At 62.1% G+C, this 19,008-nt stretch carries 16 protein-coding genes; 9 read left to right on the top strand and 7 right to left on the bottom strand.

Going from position 1 to position 19,008, the window contains the following annotated elements; genetic code table 11:
• The first annotated feature begins 116 nt into the window (after positions 1-116).
• From dadA to IB241_RS08500, 6 genes are all read left to right on the top strand, one after another.
• The gene (dadA, locus tag IB241_RS08525; protein WP_192297998.1) at positions 117-1,418 is read left to right on the top strand and encodes a D-amino acid dehydrogenase; all 1,302 of its coding nucleotides are present in this window, start codon (positions 117-119) and stop codon (positions 1,416-1,418) included.
• Positions 1,390-1,743: a RidA family protein gene (locus tag IB241_RS08520; RefSeq protein WP_034110260.1), complete on the top strand. Its 354-nt coding sequence runs from the start codon at positions 1,390-1,392 to the stop codon at positions 1,741-1,743. Before dadA ends, IB241_RS08520 begins: the two co-directional genes overlap by 29 nt.
• 78 nt (positions 1,744-1,821) lie before the next feature.
• Entirely contained in the window at positions 1,822-2,895 is a 1,074-nt protein-coding gene (gene alr / locus IB241_RS08515; protein WP_192297997.1) for an alanine racemase, read from the top strand.
• Positions 2,896-3,011: 116 nt separating this feature from the next.
• Positions 3,012-3,560 (top strand): cupin domain-containing protein, encoded by a 549-nt coding sequence (locus IB241_RS08510; RefSeq protein ID WP_003176893.1) that lies wholly within the window; start codon positions 3,012-3,014, stop codon positions 3,558-3,560.
• Positions 3,561-3,741: 181 nt separating this feature from the next.
• Positions 3,742-4,152: a c-type cytochrome gene (locus IB241_RS08505; RefSeq protein ID WP_042945469.1), complete on the top strand. Its 411-nt coding sequence runs from the start codon at positions 3,742-3,744 to the stop codon at positions 4,150-4,152.
• Between the two features lie 136 nt (positions 4,153-4,288).
• Complete coding sequence (locus tag IB241_RS08500) at positions 4,289-6,211, top strand: acetyl-CoA hydrolase/transferase family protein (protein ID WP_192297996.1); 1,923 nt, start codon at positions 4,289-4,291, stop codon at positions 6,209-6,211.
• Positions 6,212-6,349: 138 nt separating this feature from the next.
• On the opposite strand, the gene IB241_RS08495 is transcribed toward IB241_RS08500, so the two are convergent.
• Together IB241_RS08495 and rep are read right to left on the bottom strand one after the other, a co-directional pair.
• On the bottom strand, positions 6,350-6,922 hold the full coding sequence (locus IB241_RS08495; RefSeq protein ID WP_025856334.1) for a xanthine phosphoribosyltransferase: 573 nt from the start codon (positions 6,920-6,922) through the stop codon (positions 6,350-6,352).
• A gap of 57 nt (positions 6,923-6,979) precedes the next feature.
• Positions 6,980-8,989, bottom strand: a complete 2,010-nt coding sequence (rep, locus tag IB241_RS08490; protein WP_192297995.1) for a DNA helicase Rep — start codon at positions 8,987-8,989, stop codon at positions 6,980-6,982.
• Positions 8,990-9,245: 256 nt separating this feature from the next.
• Between rep and IB241_RS08485 the strand changes: the two genes are divergently transcribed.
• The gene (locus tag IB241_RS08485) at positions 9,246-10,910 is read left to right on the top strand and encodes a putative bifunctional diguanylate cyclase/phosphodiesterase (protein ID WP_192297994.1); all 1,665 of its coding nucleotides are present in this window, start codon (positions 9,246-9,248) and stop codon (positions 10,908-10,910) included.
• Positions 10,911-11,054: 144 nt separating this feature from the next.
• Here IB241_RS08485 and IB241_RS08480 read toward each other — a convergent pair whose 3' ends face one another.
• Positions 11,055-12,458: a NorM family multidrug efflux MATE transporter gene (locus tag IB241_RS08480; RefSeq protein ID WP_192298244.1), complete on the bottom strand. Its 1,404-nt coding sequence runs from the start codon at positions 12,456-12,458 to the stop codon at positions 11,055-11,057.
• Between the two features lie 152 nt (positions 12,459-12,610).
• Between IB241_RS08480 and IB241_RS08475 the strand changes: the two genes are divergently transcribed.
• Positions 12,611-13,531 carry a LysR substrate-binding domain-containing protein gene (locus tag IB241_RS08475; protein ID WP_192297993.1) on the top strand — a complete coding sequence of 307 codons (921 nt, stop codon included), beginning with the start codon at positions 12,611-12,613 and terminating at the stop codon, positions 13,529-13,531.
• 177 nt (positions 13,532-13,708) lie between these two features.
• Positions 13,709-15,685 (top strand): methyl-accepting chemotaxis protein, encoded by a 1,977-nt coding sequence (locus IB241_RS08470; protein ID WP_192297992.1) that lies wholly within the window; start codon positions 13,709-13,711, stop codon positions 15,683-15,685.
• Between the two features lie 75 nt (positions 15,686-15,760).
• On the opposite strand, the gene IB241_RS08465 is transcribed toward IB241_RS08470, so the two are convergent.
• The 4 genes from IB241_RS08465 to IB241_RS08450 all read right to left on the bottom strand — a co-directional run bounded on the left by IB241_RS08465 (position 15,761) and on the right by IB241_RS08450 (position 18,946).
• Positions 15,761-16,123: an antibiotic biosynthesis monooxygenase family protein gene (locus tag IB241_RS08465; protein WP_192297991.1), complete on the bottom strand. Its 363-nt coding sequence runs from the start codon at positions 16,121-16,123 to the stop codon at positions 15,761-15,763.
• Positions 16,124-16,192: 69 nt separating this feature from the next.
• Positions 16,193-16,903, bottom strand: coding sequence for a glutamine amidotransferase (locus tag IB241_RS08460; protein WP_192297990.1), 711 nt, complete (start codon positions 16,901-16,903; stop codon positions 16,193-16,195).
• A gap of 37 nt (positions 16,904-16,940) precedes the next feature.
• Positions 16,941-17,987: a 2Fe-2S iron-sulfur cluster-binding protein gene (locus IB241_RS08455; protein ID WP_192297989.1), complete on the bottom strand. Its 1,047-nt coding sequence runs from the start codon at positions 17,985-17,987 to the stop codon at positions 16,941-16,943.
• The gene (locus IB241_RS08450) at positions 17,984-18,946 is read right to left on the bottom strand and encodes an AurF N-oxygenase family protein (RefSeq protein WP_192297988.1); all 963 of its coding nucleotides are present in this window, start codon (positions 18,944-18,946) and stop codon (positions 17,984-17,986) included. The genes IB241_RS08455 and IB241_RS08450 overlap by 4 nt, the downstream gene beginning before the upstream one ends.
• Positions 18,947-19,008: the final 62 nt, after the last annotated feature.

The raw sequence follows: 19,008 nt of genomic DNA, 5'->3' as shown, positions 1-19,008 counted from the left end.
GTCGCCAAATATAGGCATTTATATAGTGAAATGCACTGGTCATTGTTTTTTAAACTGCGCTCATCATTGCTCGAACAACACACGTCAGCGGCCACGCCCGCGATGAGGATATAAAAATGCGCGTTCTGGTCTTGGGTAGCGGCGTCATTGGTGTGACCAGTGCCTACTATTTGGCGCGGGCCGGCTTTGAAGTGGTCGTGGTCGACCGTCAGCCCGCCGCTGCCATGGAAACCAGTTTCGCCAACGCCGGCCAGGTGTCCCCAGGCTACGCCTCGCCCTGGGCGGCACCGGGCGTACCGCTCAAAGCCATCAAGTGGCTGCTGCAACGCCACGCACCGCTGGCGATCAAGGCCACTGCCGATGTCGATCAATACCTGTGGATGGCGCAGATGCTGCGCAACTGCACCGCCAGCCGCTATGCGGTAAACAAAGAACGCATGGTGCGCTTGTCCGAATACAGCCGTGACTGCCTCGACGAACTGCGCGCCGAGACCGGCATTGCCTACGAAGGTCGTAGCCTGGGGACTACCCAGTTGTTCCGCACCCAGGCCCAACTCGATGGCGCCGCCAAGGACATCGCCGTACTGAAAGAGTCCGGCGTGCCGTTCGAACTGCTTGACCGTGCCGGTATCGCCCGTGTGGAGCCGGCCCTGGCCAGCGTCACCGACATCCTCGCCGGTGCCCTGCGCCTGCCGAATGACCAGACCGGCGACTGCCAGATGTTCACGACGCGCCTGGCCGAGATGTGCACGCAGTTGGGCGTGGAATTTCGCTTCGAGCAGGACATCCAGCGCCTCGACTACGCCGGCGAACGCATCAACGGCGTGTGGATCGACGGCAAGCTGGAAACCGCCGACCGCTACGTACTGGCCCTCGGCAGTTACTCGCCCAAATTGCTCAAGCCGCTGGGGATCAAGGCGCCGGTGTACCCGCTCAAGGGGTATTCGCTGACCGTGCCGATCACCAACCCGGCGATGGCCCCGACTTCGACCATTCTCGACGAAACCTACAAGGTCGCGATCACCCGCTTCGACAACCGCATCCGCGTTGGCGGCATGGCGGAAATCGCCGGTTTTGACCTGTCGCTCAACCCGCGTCGGCGCGAAACCCTGGAGATGATCGTCAACGACCTTTATCCTCAGGGCGGCGATCTGGCCGAAGCGACTTTCTGGACCGGCCTGCGCCCGACCACACCCGATGGCACGCCGATCGTCGGTGCCACGCCGTTCAAGAACCTGTTCCTGAACACCGGCCACGGCACCCTCGGCTGGACCATGGCGTGTGGCTCGGGCCGCTTGCTGGCCGATCTGATGGCCAGGAAAACCCCGCAGATCAGCGCCGCAGGCCTCGATATTTCCCGTTACGGCAACCACCAGGAGTCCGCAAAACATGTCAATCCAGCGCCAGCTCACCAATGAGCGCATGAGCCAGATCGTAGTCCACAGCGGCACCGTCTATCTGGCCGGGCAAGTCGGCGACGACATGAACGCCGGGATTGAACAGCAGACCCGTGAAACCCTGGCCAATATCGAGCGTTTGCTGGACCTGGCCGGTACGGACAAGACCAAGTTGCTGTCGGTGACGATCTACCTGAAAGACATCGACGCCGATTTCGCCGGCATGAATGCGGTGTGGGACAAGTGGCTGCCCAAGGGCGTCGCCCCGGCCCGCGCCACGGTCGAAGCCAAGTTGTGCGAACCGCAAATCCTGGTAGAGCTGTCGGTCGTGGCTGCGCTGCCGTAAACCCAGATCCTCCCCCGGTGCCGACGTTATTGGGCGGCATCGGTTTTTCTTCACTCTGTCGCCTAGAAGCCTGCCGCCATGCGTCCTGCCCGTGCCCTGATCGATCTCCAAGCCCTGCGCCACAACTACCAATTGGCCCGTGAAGTCACGGGGGCCAAGGCCCTTGCCGTGATCAAGGCGGATGCCTATGGCCACGGTGCCGTGCGGGTGGCCCAGGCGTTGGAGGCCGACGCCGATGGGTTTGCCGTGGCGTGTATCGAAGAGGCGCTGGAGCTGCGCGCCGCCGGTATCCGCGCGCCGGTGTTGCTGTTGGAAGGTTTTTTCGAGGCTGACGAGCTGCCACTGATCATCGAGCATGATTTGTGGTGCGTGGTGCATTCGTTGTGGCAGCTGGAGGCGATCGAGCAGGCCAGGCTGAGCAAGCCGCTGACCATCTGGCTCAAGCTTGACTCCGGCATGCACCGCGTCGGCCTGCATCCCAAGGATTATCACGAGGCGTACCAGCGCCTGCTGGCCAGCGGCAAAGTGGCCAAGATCGTATTGATGAGCCACTTCGCCCGCGCCGATGAGCTTGATTGTGCGCGCAGCGATGAGCAAGTGGCGGTCTTCGACGCGGCGCGCCAAGGCCTGGCGGCCGAGGTCAGCCTGCGCAACTCGCCGGCGGTGATGGGCTGGCCCAACGTGTCCAGCGACTGGGTGCGCCCCGGCATCATGCTGTACGGCGCGACGCCGTTTGGCGAAGACCAGGCCGTGGCCGCGCGCTTGCAGCCGGTGATGACCCTGGAATCCAAAGTCATTTGCGTCCGTGAACTGCCGGCCGGCGAGCCGGTGGGCTACGGCGCCAAGTTCATCACGCCAAAACCGATGCGCATCGGCGTGGTTGCGATGGGCTATGCCGACGGTTACCCGCGCCACGCACCGACCGGTACGCCGGTACTGGTCGCCGGGCAGCGCAGCCAATTGCTCGGCCGTGTGTCCATGGACATGCTGTGCATCGACCTGACGGACGTGCCTGAGGCGGGTCTCGGTTCGACCGTGGAGCTGTGGGGCAAAAACATCCTCGCCAGCGACATCGCCACTGCCGCCGAAACCATTCCCTACCAGATCTTCTGCAACCTGCGCCGAGTGCCAAGGCTCTATTGCGGCGATTGACCGCCCGCTACGAACGCCGCTGCCCGGGATTTAGGCCCAAGTGTTGTAAATACTGAACGCTGTCGCCATGATAACGCTCAATTACAACAAAGCCTGAATCCTAGGAGGCTCCTGCATTGGACGTCGGCGAACGACTGCAATCCATCCGTAAACTGAAGGGTCTTTCCCAGCGCGAGCTCGCCAAGCGTGCGGGTGTCACCAACAGCACCATTTCGATGATCGAAAAAAACAGCGTCAGCCCCTCGATCAGCTCCTTGCGCAAGGTGCTGGGCGGTATCCCCATGTCCATGGTCGAGTTCTTTTCCGAGGAGATCCTCCAGGAAATACCGACGCAGATCGTCTATAAAGCCAATGAGCTGATCGACATCTCTGACGGCGCCGTCACCATGAAACTGGTAGGCCGGGCGCACCCCAGCCGGGCGATTGCGTTTCTCAACGAGATCTACCCGCCGGGCGCCGATACTGGCGAAGAAATGCTCACCCATGAAGGCGAAGAAACCGGGATTCTGGTGGAAGGTCGTCTGGAATTGGTGGTCGGTCTTGAAACTTTTGTGCTCGAAGCCGGCGATAGCTACTACTTTGAAAGCACCAAGCCCCATCGTTTTCGCAATCCGTTCGATGTGCCGGCGCGACTAATCAGCGCAGCCACACCCGCGAACTTTTAACAAAAGAGGCGCCCTGCCAGCGTTGCAGAGGTTCCCGCAGCCGTATCCGCAGGGCTGAATCCCCCTTTATTTAATAGGGTTGTTTCGGCCCGGCGGGCTAACCGTTATACTTTCGCCGCCTGCGAAACCGTGGCCGCAGGCGTGAATAGCCACCATTGAGGGTGAACGCGTGAACCTAATTATGAAAATGCTGGCTGCACCAGCAACCGTACTGGCCCTATGGGCTGTCAGCGCTCAAGCTGCGACCAATGATGACATTGCCAAACGCCTGGAGCCGGTCGGCCAAGTCTGCGTCCAGGGCCAGGAATGCAAGGGGATGGAAGTCGCTGTCGCCGCTGGTGGAGGCGGGGCGAAAACCCCGGATGACATCATTGCCAAGCACTGCAACGCCTGCCACGGTACCGGCCTGTTGGGCGCGCCGAAAATCGGCGACACCGCCGCCTGGAAAGAGCGCGCCGACCACCAGGGCGGCCTCGACGGCATCCTGGCCAAGGCGATCACCGGTATCAACGCCATGCCGCCAAAAGGCACCTGCGCTGATTGCTCGGATGACGACCTCAAGGGCGCCATCAAGAAGATGTCCGGGCTTTAATCCGCCGATCTTCGCCAAAAAAGCCGCTTACGAGCGGCTTTTTTGTGCCCGTTATGTGTGCTGAGGGCTGTTCATTGCAGCAAACACCCGCCACTCTCTGTCCAACCCCTAATCACGGAATGTTCAGGAGGGTCGGATGGTGCAGTTGTGTTCAATCGAGCAAGCAGTTGACGACGTACTCGCGCGTTTGCCGGCGCATATTCATTTGGGCATGCCGTTGGGTCTGGGCAAGCCCAACCTGTTCGTCAATGCGTTGTACCGGCGCGTTGCCAAGCTGCCGGAGCGGGCGCTGACGATCTACACCGCGCTGAGCCTGGGCCGTCCAACCCTGGGCGACGGCTTGCAGAAACGCTTTCTCGAACCTTTTATTGAACGGGTGTTTGGCGATTATCCCGAGTTGGATTTTCTCGCCGACCTACGCAAAGACAGCCTTCCACACAACATCCGCGTGCAGCAGTTCTTCATGCAGCCCGGCAGCCTGCTGCACAGCACTTCGGCCCAGCAGGATTACGTCAGCAGTAACTACAGCCACGCCGCCCGGGACATCAACGCCGCCGGCCTGAACCTGGTGGCGCAACTGGTGGCCAGCAGCGCCGAGCATCCTGATCGCCTGAGCCTGAGCTGCAACCCTGACATCACCCTCGACCTGCTACCGATGATCGCCAAGCGCCGCGCCGCCGGGGAAACCGTCCTGATCGTCGGCCAGGTCCACACCGAGTTGCCCTACATGCCCGGTGATTCCGAACTGGGCATGGACGCCTTTGATTACCTGATCGACGAAAAGGACAGCACCACGCTGTTCTCCACGCCAAACATGCCGGTGGGGTTTCAGGACCACTTTATCGGCCTGCACGCCAGCACCCTGGTGCGCGATGGCGGCACCTTGCAGATCGGCATCGGCTCCATGGGCGATGCGCTGACCGCCGCGCTGCTGGCGCGCCAGGCCGACAACGAAGCCTACCGCTCGTTGCTGACCGACCTCGACGTGTACCAGTGGGCGCCGCTGATCAGCCATGAAGGCGGCGTCGAACCCTTCGCCCGCGGCCTTTACGGTTGCAGCGAAATGTTCGTCAACGGTCTGCTGGTGCTGGCCGATGCCGGGATTGTGCGGCGCAAGGTCTACCCGGATGTGCCGACCCAGGAACAGGCCAACGCCGGCACCCTGGACGATGCCGCGCAATCGGATGGGGTTTCGATCCACGGCGGTTTCTTTGTCGGGCCGCGGAGTTTTTACCAGCGCCTACAGGAGATGACCCACGGCAAACGCCTTGAATTCAACATGACCCGCATCAGCTACATCAACGAGCTGTACGGCCAGGAAGAACTCAAGCGCCTGCAACGCCTGGATGCGCGGTTTATCAACAGCGCAATCATGGTCACCTTGCTCGGTGCGGGGGTGGCCGACCAGTTGGAAGATGGCCGGGTACTCAGCGGTGTGGGCGGGCAGTACAACTTCGTGGCCCAGGGCCATGCGCTGGAGGGCGCGCGCTCGATCCTGATCCTGCGCAGCTGGCGCGAGGCGGCGGGGGAGGTCAGCTCCAATATCGTCTGGGACTACGGCCACTGCACCATTCCCCGACACTTGCGGGACATTGTCATCACCGAGTACGGAATCGCCGACCTGCGCGGTCAGACGGATGCCAAGGTGATTGAGGCGTTGCTCAATATCACCGACTCACGCTTCCAGCACGACTTGATCGAACAGGCACAGAAGGCCGGCAAGTTGCCCAAGGATTTTCAGCTCGATCCGCGCTTTGCCGACAACACGCCGCAGCGGCTCACAGGTATCCAGGCACGGCATCGACGGTTGTTTACGGAGTACCCGCTGGGCAGCGACTTTACCGAGGAGGAGCGGGATCTGTTGCGCGCGTTGAACTGGCTCAAGAGCAAATTCAAGCTGACGGAGATTTTGGAGTTGGGCAAGGCGGCGTTGGATGCGCCGGAGCCGGAGGTGTTTCCAGAGCACTTGAAACGGATGGGGTTGGATCAGCCGGAAGGGCTGAAAGAGGACTTGTACCAGCGCCTGCTGCTCGCCGGCCTACAGGCCACCGCGCACTAACAACCCACACAAAACCAACTGTGGGAGCTGGCTTGCCTGCGATAGCGGAGTGTCAGGCGACATCAATGTCGCTGTACCACCGCGATCGCAGGCAAGCCAGCTCCCACATTTTTAACTGTGCGCGTTCAGGAGTAGTGCTTACTCGATGAAGGTCACCACACCACCCTCCAGCGACTTCACCCGTGCCAGCGACTCAACCCGATAACCCTGCGCATCCAGCTCTGCACGGCCACCCTGGAACGATTTCTCGATCACGATCCCCAGGCCGGCAACGGTGGCACCGGCTTGCTTGATGATCGAAATCAGCGCCTGGGACGCCTTGCCGTTGGCCAGGAAGTCATCAATCACCAGTACACGGTCGCTGCTGGTCAGGTGGCGCGGCGAGATCGCCACGGTGCTTTCGACTTTCTTGGTGAAGGAGTACACCGTCGCCGACAGCAGGTTTTCGGTGAGGGTCAACGATTGCTGCTTGCGTGCAAAAATCACCGGGACCCCCAGGTTCAGGCCCGTCATGATCGCCGGCGCGATGCCCGAGGCTTCGATGGTGACGATCTTGGTGATGCCCGAATCCTTGAACAGCGCAGCGAATTCGTCGCCGATCAGTTTCATCAGCGCCGGATCGATCTGGTGGTTCAGAAAGGCGTCGACCTTGAGTACCTGATCGGAAAGCACGATGCCTTCTTCGCGAATTTTCTTGTGCAGTGCTTCCACGAAAGCTTCCTCTGTTGACGCAATACGCGTCGAAAGTAGATTGAAAAGTAGTCGATTCTAGCGCTTTAGCATCGCGCGTATGTCCGCCAGGGCGGTGTTGCCGCGAACGGCTTTCACCTCGGTCGGGGTGTCGTCATTGCCTTCCCAGGCCAGGTCGTCCGGCGGCAGTTCATCCAGGAACCGGCTGGGGGCACAATCGATGATTTCGCCGTATTGCTTGCGCTTGGCGGCAAAGGTGAAGGCCAGGGTCTGACGGGCGCGGGTAATGCCCACGTAGGCCAGTCGGCGTTCTTCCTCGATGGTGTCGGCTTCGATGCTGGAGCGGTGTGGGAGGATTTCCTCTTCCATGCCCATGATGAACACGTAGGGGAATTCCAGGCCCTTGGATGCATGCAAGGTCATCATCTGCACACCTTCGGCGCCGTCTTCCTCTTCCTGCTGGCGTTCGAGCATGTCGCGCAGCACCAGCTTGCCGATGGCGTCTTCGACGGTCATCTCGCCGTCTTCGTCTTTTTCCAGGGTGTTCTTCAGCGCTTCGATCAGGAACCAGACGTTGCCCATGCGGTAATCCGCGGCCTTGTCGCTGGAGCTGTTGGTGCGCAGCCAGTTTTCATAGTCGATGTCCATGACCATGCTGCGCAGGGCGCTGATCGGGTCTTCGCCGGCGCACTGCTCGCGGACCTTGTCCATGAAGCGCTTGAAGCGCGACAGGCGGTCGGTGAAACGGGTGTCCAGGTGTTCGCCCAGGCCGATCTCGTCGGTGGCGGCGTACATCGAGATCTTGCGTTCGGTCGCGTAGTTGCCGAGCTTTTCCAGGGTGGTGGAACCGATCTCGCGGCGCGGCACGTTGATCACGCGCAGGAAGGCGTTGTCGTCATCCGGGTTCACGATCAGCCGGAAGTAGGCCATCAGGTCTTTTACTTCCTGACGTCCGAAAAAGCTGTTGCCGCCCGACAGGCGATACGGCACCTGGTGGTGCTGCAATTTCAGCTCGATCAGCTTGGCCTGGTAGTTGCCGCGATACAGGATCGCGAAATCGCTGTAGGGCCGGTCGGTGCGCAAGTGCAGGCTGAGGATTTCCACGGCCACGCGCTCGGCTTCGGCGTCTTCGTTGCGGCAGCGGATCACGCGGATCTCGTCGCCGTGGCCCATCTCACTCCACAGTTGTTTTTCAAACTCGTGGGGGTTGTTCGAGATCAGCACGTTGGCGCAACGCAGGATGCGGCTGGTGGAGCGATAGTTCTGCTCCAGCATCACCACTTTCAGGGACGGGTAGTCGTCCTTGAGCAGCATCAGGTTTTCCGGGCGGGCGCCGCGCCAGGCGTAGATCGACTGGTCGTCGTCGCCTACCACGGTGAACTGGTTGCGTTTGCCGATGAGCATTTTCACCAGCAGGTACTGACTGGCGTTGGTGTCCTGGTATTCGTCCACCAGCAGGTAGCGCACCTTGTTCTGCCATTTTTCGAGGATGTCGGCGTGTTCCTCGAACAACTTCACGGGCAGCAGGATCAGGTCGTCGAAGTCCACCGCGTTGAACGCCTTGAGCGTGCGCTGGTAGTGGGTGTAGACGATGGCGGCGGTCTGTTCCTTGGGGTTGCGTGCGTTTTCCAGGGCCTGGGGCGGCAGGATCAGGTCGTTCTTCCAGGCGCCGATCATGTTCTTGATCTCGTCCACGCCGTCGTCGCCTGCGTATTCCTTCTGCATGATGTCGGTCATCAGCGACTTCACATCGGTCTCGTCGAAGATCGAGAAGCCCGGTTTGTAGCCCAGGCGTGCATGCTCCTTGCGGATGATGTTCAGGCCCAGGTTGTGGAAGGTACACACGGTGAGGCCACGGCCTTCGCCACCCTTGAGCAGGGTGCCGACGCGCTCTTTCATTTCCCGCGCCGCCTTGTTGGTAAAGGTCATGGCGACGATGTACTGGGCGCGGATGCCGCAGTTCTGGATCAGGTGCGCGATCTTGCGGGTGATCACGCTGGTCTTGCCGGAGCCTGCGCCGGCGAGCACCAATAGAGGGCCGCCGACGTAGTTCACGGCTTCTTGCTGCCGGGGATTGAGTCGGGACATACAGAATTTCAGGAGTCGTTGTTCAAAAGGGCGGGCATTTTAACAGGCTGGCAGGATTCTGCTCTCTCAGAACGACGGTGTGACGTACCACTCGATCTAAATTTGCCGGTTTTGCTACTTTGCCGCAGGATGTCAGGGCATTTGCGACTAACTGCGTGCAGTCTGTGTATTTGATAACCCCTATCATTGGTGATTGTCAGGCCGCACGTCATACTGCCTGTCGCCAACGAAATCTTGCAGAGTCTAGGGAGCTAGCTTGTCTACGCCTGTCGAACCCTTGCGTTTGCTGCTGCTGGCCGATGAGCCGGCATGGGCAGCGTTGTTGCGCGAGTGCCTGGCGCCGATGGGCGATGGGGCTGTGCTGATCAGTGCACCAAATTGGGATTCCGTAAGTCGTCTGTTTGATGACGACCACGGTGCCGTGCTATTGACCACGCCAGGCCTGCAACCCGCTCCCGGTCGTTGCAGCTTGCCGTGTGTGTTGCTGTTGGAGCAGGAGCCGCTGGTGCCGCCGTTGGGTGCCAGCGATTGGCTGGTTCGCACGGTGTTGGACGCCGATACATTGCGCCGCTGCCTGCGCCATGTGCGCGAACGCGGTGTGCTGGAAAACACCCTGCAACGCCTCGCCGAGCAAGACCCGCTGACCGGTATCGCCAACCGCCAGGGTTTCCAGACCTTGCTGGCGGCGCGGCTGGCCGAGAATGAAGGTCGCGGCCTGGCCCTCGGTCACCTGGACCTCGACAATTTCCGTCACGCCAACGACGCCCTCGGGCACCAGGCCGGCGACCGGTTGATCCTGCAAGTGGTCTCGCGGCTCAAGAGCCAGCTGGAAGCCGGCGACCAACTGGCGCGCCTGGGCAGCGACGAATTCGCCCTGCTGATCGACACCCGCCGTGCGCCCCAGCGCGCCGAGTGGATGGCCGAACGCATTACCGAGGTCATGGCCGAACCCTACTGGGTGGACGGTGAAAGCCTGTTGATCGGTTGCAGCCTGGGCATGGCCCATGCGCGTGCGCGTGCTGGCGCCGACCCGCTGATGTGGCACGCCCACATCGCCATGCAGCAAGCCAAGAGCACACAGGGCTGCACCTTTCATATTTTCAACGAACGCATCAATCGTAACGCGCGCAGCCTGGCCGACCTGGAAAGCGAACTGCGCCGCGCCTTGCGTCGGGATGAGCTGGAGTTGCACTACCAGCCGCGCCTGGACCTGGACGACGGGCACATCGTCGGCCTCGAAGCCCTGGTGCGCTGGCGTCACGGCGAGCGCGGCCTGTTGCCGCCCAGCGAATTCGTGCCCCTGGCCGAGCAAAGCGGGCTGATCGTGCCGTTGGGTTACTGGGTGATTTCCCGGGCCCTGCGCGACATGCAAGACCTGCGCGAACGTGGCCTGCCGCCGTTGCACATGGCGGTCAACCTGTCGTTCCGCCAGTTCCAGGACAGCCAATTGCTCTCCACCCTCAGCCGGCTGATCGCCGAACGCGGCGTGGAAGCGCAATGGCTGGAATTCGAACTCACCGAAACCGCCGTGATGCGCCGCAGCGATCTGGTCAAGCAGACCATGGACGCCCTCGGTCGCCTCGGCGTGCGCTTTTCCCTGGATGATTTCGGCACCGGTTTTTCATCGTTCGTGCACCTCAACAGCCTGCCGATTGCCTTGCTCAAGATCGACAAGAGCTTTGTCGGCGGCATGGAAGAGCGCGAAGAGAACCGCAAGCTGGTGCACGCGATGATCAACCTGGCCCACAACCTCAACCTTGAAGTGGTGGCCGAGGGTGTGGAAACCCCTGAGCAACTGGCGTTGTTGCGGTTGTTTGGATGCGACCAGGCCCAGGGGTATCTGATCAGCAAGCCGTTGCCGTTGCCGGAGCTGATCGAGTACCTGACCTTCGGCAAAGGCCGTGAGGCTTTACTGGGTTGAATTGCAACGCCGGTCGACTGTGCGAGCGGGCTTGTGTGGGAGCGGGCTTGCTCGCGAATGCGCTGGGTCAGCCAAATAGTCAGTGACTGATACACCGCATTCGCGAGCAAGCCCGCTCCCACAGTTGTAGACCTGGTTAGGTCGTTACTCCGCGTGTGCCGCCTGAAATGTGGCTTGGGCCTGCGGCTCGTGGCGGATCATCCGCTTCATCTTCGCCTCAAACGCCCACGTCAGGCTCACCGCCGCACACGCCAGCCCCAGCGCCAAACCCCACCACACGCCTGTCGGCCCCCAACCGAGGGTGAACGCCATCAGCCACGCCGACGGTGCACCGATCAGCCAATAGCAACCCAGGCCCACCAGGAAAGTGGTCTTGGCGTCCTTCAGCCCGCGAATGCAGCCCATGGCAATGGTCTGCACCCCGTCGAACAACTCGAACCACGCCGCCACGGCCAGCAAGCTGACGGCCAGGACGATCACGTCGTGGAATGCCGGGTCGTTATGGTCGAGGAACAGTCCTATCAATGGGTCGGAAAACAGCCACAGCACCGCCGCAAATCCCAACATCACCGCGGCGCCAAAGCCGATGCCGACCCGGCCGGCCAAACGTGCCTGCAGCAGTTGCCCGGCACCGTAATGCTGGCCGATACGCATGGTCACCGCGTAGGACATTCCCGCCGGCACCATGAAGGCCACCGAGACGATTTGCAGGGCGATCTGATGCGCCGCCAGCTGCGTGCTGCCCATGGTGCCCATGCACAGCGCGGCGAAGGCAAACAGTCCGACCTCGACCGCATAGGTGCCGCCAATCGGCAGGCCCAGGCGCCACAGTTCGCGCAGATAGTGCGTGTTCAGGCGTAGGAGGCCGGTGCCCAGCGGGTAGGCAGCATAGGCGCGGTTGCTGCGGATGTACCACATCAACGCCAACGCCATGCCGTTGGCCACAATCGCGGTCACCAGGCCGATGCCCATCAAACCCAGTTTCGGCAAGCCGAACATGCCTTCGATCAAGGCGTGGTTGAGCAGGTAGTTGAGCACCGTGCCACACAGGCTGATCACCATCACCGGGGTGGCCTTGCCGATGGCGCTGGTGAAACCGCGCAAGGCCATGAAGCTCAGGTAGCCGGGCAGGGCGAAGGGCAGGATCGTGAGGAATTGCCCGGCGGCGTGCACGTTGGTTTCGGTCTGGCCGAACATCAGCAGCACCGGCTTGAGGTTCCACAGCAGCAGGGCGGCGGCCAGCGCCATCAGCCAGGCCAGCCACAGCCCGGCCTGGGTCAGGCGTGTTGCACCGTCGATGTCGCCCGCGCCATGCCGGATCGCTACCAGGGTGCCCACCGCCGCAATCACGCCGATGCAGAAAATCGACACGAACGAATAGCTGGCCGCGCCCAGGCCTCCGCCGGCCAATGCTTCGGGGCTCAGGCGGGCCATCATCAGCGTGTCGGTCAGCACCATCAACATGTGCGCCAACTGTGAGGCAATCAACGGCCCTGACAGCCGCAGAATGGCCCAGAGTTCGGTACGTGCCGGATGCTGCATGATCATCACGCTCAAAAAGTCATAGGGTTGTGGAAGGGTTGATTCTCGGCGCTCTGGGCCTATTGCACAAAGGGATAAAAGCGATCACTTGCATGATTAAAACTCATGCCTGAATGATTCTGGTAGGGTTTCGGCATCCTGCTGTCGGAGCCTTCCCTATGTCTCGTCGTCTTCCTCCGCTTTACGCGTTGCGCGCATTTGAAGCCGCGTCCCGACACCACTCTTTCACCCGCGCGGCAGAGGAGCTGTCCATCACCCAAAGCGCGGTGAGCCGGCACATCCGCACCCTGGAGGAACATTTCGCCTGCCGCCTGTTCCAGCGCAGCGGCCGCACGTTGCAGCTCACCGAAGCGGCCCGCCTGCTGCTACCGGGCGTGCGTGAAGGCTTCGCCGCCCTTGAGCGGGCCTGCCATACCTTGAACGCCGAAGATGACATCCTGCGCATGAAGGCGCCGTCCACCCTGACCATGCGCTGGCTGCTGGCGCGGCTCAGCCGGTTCCGCGCGTTGCAGCCGGGCAACGAGGTGCAATTGACCAGCGCGTGGATGAGCGTGGACGAGGTGGACTTCAACCAGGAGCCGTTCGACTGCGCGGTGCTGTTGAGCGACGGGCATTTTCCGGCGGACTGGGAAGCCTGCTACCTGTTCCCTGAGTTGTTGATCCCGGTGGGCGCGCCGAACCTGCTGGACGACGGCCCATGGGACGCTGCGCGCCTGGCCACTGCCGAGTTGCTGCATCCCACGCCCGACCGCCGTGACTGGCGCAACTGGCTGCAACGCATGGGCTTGTCGTCGCAGGTCTCGCTCAAGGGCGGGCAGGTGTTCGATACCCTTGAGCTGGGCATGATCGCCGCTGCGCGGGGTTACGGCGTGTCCATGGGGGACTTGCTGATGGTGGCCGAAGACGTCGCCCAGGGGCGATTGAGCCTGCCGTGGCCAACTGCCGTGGCCAGTGGGGAAAATTACTATCTGGTGTGGCCGAAAACCCGTCCCGGCGGTGAGCGCCTGCGCCGCTTGGCGGACTTTCTCCAGAGCGAGGTGCAGGCCATGGCACTGCCGGCGGTAGAGCGCCTCGATTGAAGGAGGACGGCTCGGTATAGCAATCGTTTGCGTGATACCCCTGTGCAGTGCTCAAGTATTGCTCGGCGCCGCCGAAGTAGGTGTGTTGGAACCATCGTACTCCAACACTACCCACCCGATAATTTGCCGAGCAGCGCTATGAGATCAGGATGATCCTGGCCTCGGCCAGGAGCTGTCATGTCTCAACCTCGTGCTCGGATTGCTTCCCAGCTAGGCCTCGCGCTCGCCGTGATTCTGGCTGTCGTCATCAGCGGCAGTACGGTGTTTGCCTTGCGTTCCCTCGACTCCGCCAACCTCGACACCCGCGAGGAACACCTGGCCAGCGAAGCGCGCCTGCTCGCCGATCAACTCAACACCTTCCACAGCACCTTGCGCGAAAGTACCCAGCGCTTGAGCGGGTTGTTCGAGAAGCGCTTCGGCGCCGGTTTGAGTGTGCGTGCCGACCAGCCGGTGAGCGTGGCCGGCGTGCAGACCCCGGGCCTGTACCTGGGCAACGCGGTGCTGAACAACGATTTCGCCGAAGTCGATGAGTTCAAGGACACCTCGGGCGGCGTGGCCACCGTGTTTGTGCGCACGGGCGAGGACTTTGTGCGCGTCAGCACGTCCCTGACCAAACAGGACGGCAGCCGTGCCATCGGCACCGTGCTGGATCACCAGCATCCGGCCTATCAACGCCTGCTGGCCGGGCAAAGCTACGTCGGCCGTGCAGTGTTGTTCGAACGTTCCTACATGACCCAGTACACGCCGGTGCGCGATAGCGCGGGCAAAGTCATCGCGGTGCTGTTTGTCGGCTTCGACTACACCGACGCGCAAAACGCCCAGTTCGATAACCTCAAGCGTTTCCGCATTGGCCAGACCGGCTCCCTGGCGCTGCTCGATGAGCAGAAACACTGGCTGGTGCCGCCCGCGGGCGTGCAGGCGCTGGACCAGGCGGCCCCAGTGATCGTCGACCTGGCGAAAAAGCCGGGTGAAGGGCGCTTCTGGAGCGACAAGAACGAAGACTTCTACAGCGTCGCGGTGCCGTTCGACGGTGGGCCGTGGTCGGTGGTGGCGAGCATGCCCAAGGCAGAGATTCGCTCCGTGACGTGGTCGGTCGGGATTCGCCTGATCATCGGCAGCGTACTGGCGATGTTGCTGGCGGTGGGCGCAACGGTGTGGTTGCTACGCAGCAAGCTGGCGCCGTTGAGCGACCTGGTACGCCAGGCCGAAGCCCTCGGCGCGGGCGATTTGAGTGCCCGTCTGAACGTCTCCAGCCATGACGAAATCGGCCAACTGGCACGCAGCTTCAACCAGATGGGTGAAGCGCTGTCGACCATGGTTTCGCATATCCGCAAGGCCGCCGAAGAGGTCAACAGCCGCGCCCAGGCGTTGTCCGGTTTGTCTGGCGGTGCCTATGAAGGCATGGAGCAGCAATCCGGCGAGATCACCAGCATGGCCGGCGCGGTGGAAGAGTTCAGCGCCACCTCGTTGAACATTGCCGACAATATGGGCAGCACCGAACGCCTGGCCCAGGAAAACGCCCAGCAGACGCGCATCGGCCGCAATTCGATGCAAGAGGCGTCGTCGTCCCTGGAGCACATCGCCACCGCCTTGAACAGCACGGCCACGGTGATCAACACCCTCGGCCAGCGTTCCCAGGAAATCGGTGGGATCGTCGGCGTGATTACCTCCATCGCCGACCAGACCAACCTGCTCGCGCTCAACGCCGCCATCGAAGCCGCGCGCGCCGGTGAGCAGGGCCGTGGGTTTGCCGTGGTGGCCGATGAAGTGCGCAACCTGGCCTCGCGTACCCGCCAGGCCACCGACGAGATTTCCGGGATGATCCAGAGCATCCAGCAGGAGACCGGCAACGCCATCAGCACCATGGAGCATGGCAACGTATTGATGCAGGAAGGCCTGTCGCGCAACGCCGATGTCGCGTCGGCCCTGGCGCGCATCGATGAGCAAAGCCGTTCGGCGGGGCAGCAGTTTGCCGCGATCACCACCGCGACCCAGGAGCAGAGCAGCACCGCGACCTTGCTCAGCAGCAACCTGCAAAGCATTGCCCTGGCCAACAGCGAGCAGCGTGAAGTGGTGTCGAACCTGGCGATTACCGCCAAGGAGCTGGAGACACTGGCGGCGGGCCTGCGCCATGAGGTTGACCGCTTTCGTTGACCCAGACACGACAACGCCGGTGTACGGGATAGCGATTCCCATACACCGGCGTTGCTCAAGCGCGTAAGCCGAGGGTTACACGGTCGCGCCCGCTGGCTGGGCGTCGATCACCTCGTTGTACGGCGCCTGGACCCGATCACGCAGGCCGTAGTCACGGATCACCGAGGTCACGCGCACGCGGTAGTCGTCGAAGATCTTGTCGCGGCCGGCTTTTTGCGCCGACAGGTGCGCGGTTACGTTGCGCCATTGGACCACGGCTTCTTCATCGCGCCAGGTGGTCACCGACATGACTTTCTTGGGGTTCAGGGTGCTTTGAAAGCACTCCACGGAGATGAAGCCTTCCATGGGCTCAAGCATCGGCGTCAGCTTGTTGACCAGATCGACATAGGTCTCGCCCTGGCCCGGCAGCGCTTGCAGCTCAAACAAAACTACGATCATGTTAATTCCTCATCCTTGTGTTTTTAGTGGGTGTCGCTCAGGCGGCTGTCACGGTCGACGGCCTGCTGTTCAGTGCTGTGCTGGCGTTTCCAGTGCGTCCAGCCAGTCGTTGATCACGGCGCGGGCGGCCACGGTCAGGCGGTCGCCCAGCTCGATGGCGGCGGCGCGCAAGGCGTGGGGGTTGATGCCGGTTTGCGACAGTTCGCAGGCATGGCCGACCAGCCAGTGTTCGAGCTTGTTTACATCGGCTTCGAGGTGAAATTGCAGGGCCAGCACGTTGCGACCCAGGGCGAATGCCTGGTGGGCACCGACCGCCGTGCTGGCCAGGTGCACGGCATCCTTGGGAATGTCGAATTGGTCGCCGTGCCAGTGCAGTACGGGGGTGCCTTGCAGCGCCGCGAGCACCGAATCCTGCCCGGCCGTGGTCAGGGTCAGGGCTGAAAAACCGATTTCCTTGACGCCCAGCGGGTACACCTTGGCACCCAGGGCGCGGGCAATCAGTTGTGCCCCCAGGCAGATCCCCAGCATCGGTTTGCCCGACTGCAAACGCTGGTTGATCAGCGCCAGCTCGTCATGCAGGAACGGATAAAGCTGCTCGTCGTAGGCCCCGATCGGGCCACCCAGCACGATCAGCAGGTCGGCCTTTTGCACGTGCGCGCTGTCGAGTGTGTCGAGCAGGGGGTCAAGGTAGTGCAGTGCGTAACCCTGTGCGGCCAGGACGGCTTCCAGGGTGCCGGCGTCCTCGAAATGTATGTGGCGCAGCGCAATTGCAGTCTTCATGGAAAAAACTCGTGTGTGAAAGCGATTAAGTGCCGGTTCATGCCGGCGGGTTCAGGTCTACGTTGAGCGTCCCGGAACGCGGGAAGGTGCAGCAGGCCAGGGCATAGCCTTGCTGCTTGTCCTGATCGCTGAGGCAGAAGTCCGGTTGCAGGGTGTAGTCGCCGTCGGACACCTTGACCCGGCAGACACCACAGATCCCTGCCCGGCACAGACTGCGCACGGCAATATCGCCGGCTTCGAGCATGGCCAGCAGGCTTTGGCCGGCGGGGCCTTCAACCACCTGGTCGGTGTCCTTGAGCTGCAAGCGCACGCTAGACGGCGATTCGGCCGCCGCTGCGGGGGCCGCTACCGGCGTGAACGATTCGATCAACAGCGTGCTGTCAGGAAACAGCGCCGTGGTGTGTTCGCGCATGCCTTGGGCAAATGCCTGGCTGCCGCAAATCACCACGGCCTCGGGTGCGCCCAGCAGGCTCAGGTCGGCGGCGCCGGGGCGCCCGGCCTTGAAGTGGCCGTTGCTCTTGACCGTCTCGCGGGTGACAAACACCTGCAAGGCGAACCACGCCGTGGTCAGTTCCAGCTCCAGCAGCTCCTGCAAAAACGGGATCTGGGCAATGCTCGGTACGCACAACACCAGCGCCACATCGGGCACCGCCAAGCCGCGCTGTGCACGTTCGCGCAGGCCGCGCAGCAAGGCGATCGGCAGCGTGATACCAATGCCGCCGGCGAGCATGCCGACCCGCTGGCAATCCACAATCGAGGCCAGGCAAATGTCGCCGGCGACAAAGTGCATCGGTGCCGTTTCGCCTGCGCACAAGGTCGCGTGCAATTGGTCGGAGACGCCGCCGTGGCCTTCGCGTTTGACCGCAATTTCAAACAGGTCCGCCGCCGGTGTGCGGGTGATCGAATACAGGCGCTGCTGCGGCGTGCCGGTGGTGTCCGGGTAACTCACCGCCACATGCCGGCCGGGGCGCAGGCCGTCGAGGAACTCGGCGCTGGCGCCGTGGGCGCGCAGGGCGAAGACCTTGATGTCGGCGGTTTCATGGGTAACGCTTTCGCAGCGCGCCTGAAGTGTCATGCCGTTCATGCGCGGGCCTTTTCGCGAAGGGCGTCCATTGCGCTGTCGACGTTGCCCAGGCCGTTGCCGGTCAGGCCGATGCGGTCGATCAGGGCTTCGACCGAGTCGGTGTAGACGCTGATCTCATTGTTGTCGCCGACGTCATGCAGGATGTCCTGGGCATGGGGGAAGTCGAGCATCGCGAACACGCTCGACCAGGCGCCCATTTCGTTGTTGGCGAACATCTGCACGGTCTTGAGAATCACCGCGCGCAGGTACTCGCGCTCCTTGCGGCTCAGGCCGTGCACGATGTCGGACGCGACGAAACTGAACACGCTGGAATGGCTCCATTCGTCCATGGCGTGGGTGCGGGTGACCTCATGGCAGATCGCCTGGATGCTGGTGTCTTCCGCCATGGTCTTGAGGTAGTCGGTGATCAGCGTCTCACTGGCGCACGCGACCCCAAAGCGGGTCAGGCGCCGTTCCCATTCGGCGGTGCAGTTGGCCAACAGGCCTTCGCGCCAGGTCACCAGGTTGAACGCGCTGAAGTCCAGCGGCTTGAGTTTGCGCATGTCGTAGATGTAGTTGCAGGCCATGATCGACATGCGCGTATGCAGCGCCTCGTCCAGCAGCGCCTGGGACATCACGTCTTGCAGCAAGGCGCGGTTCTGGCTGGGCGGTGGGGTCTTGATGATGTCTTCGCAGGCAGGCACCACCACATCGCATTCGATGTAGATGGTCTTGAGGTTGTAGATCCCCCAGGCGTAGGACAGGCACTGCGATTGCAGGGCCTGCGGGGCTTCGCGCCACGCCTGGTGATCGCGGAACGGCAGCAGGCAAGCACTGAAATCCTGCTTGGCCGGGTTGAAGGCCAGGTTCCAGTAGTCGGGTTGTGGGTTGTTGACGGCGGCGCGGGTTTTCCACAGGCCGGATAATTTCGTCAGCATGTTCTGAACCACGTCATCGGTTCCACAGTTCAAACGGTCCATGTTTTCTTTCCCATTGGTCAGGCTATTTTTTTGTCTGTGTCTGGTTTGCGCATGTGGTTTTT

Origin of the sequence: Pseudomonas sp. PDM05 (assembly GCF_014851685.1) — a bacterium.
Lineage (GTDB): Bacteria > Pseudomonadota > Gammaproteobacteria > Pseudomonadales > Pseudomonadaceae > Aquipseudomonas.
This window is presented reverse-complemented; position numbering and strand designations above follow the sequence as displayed.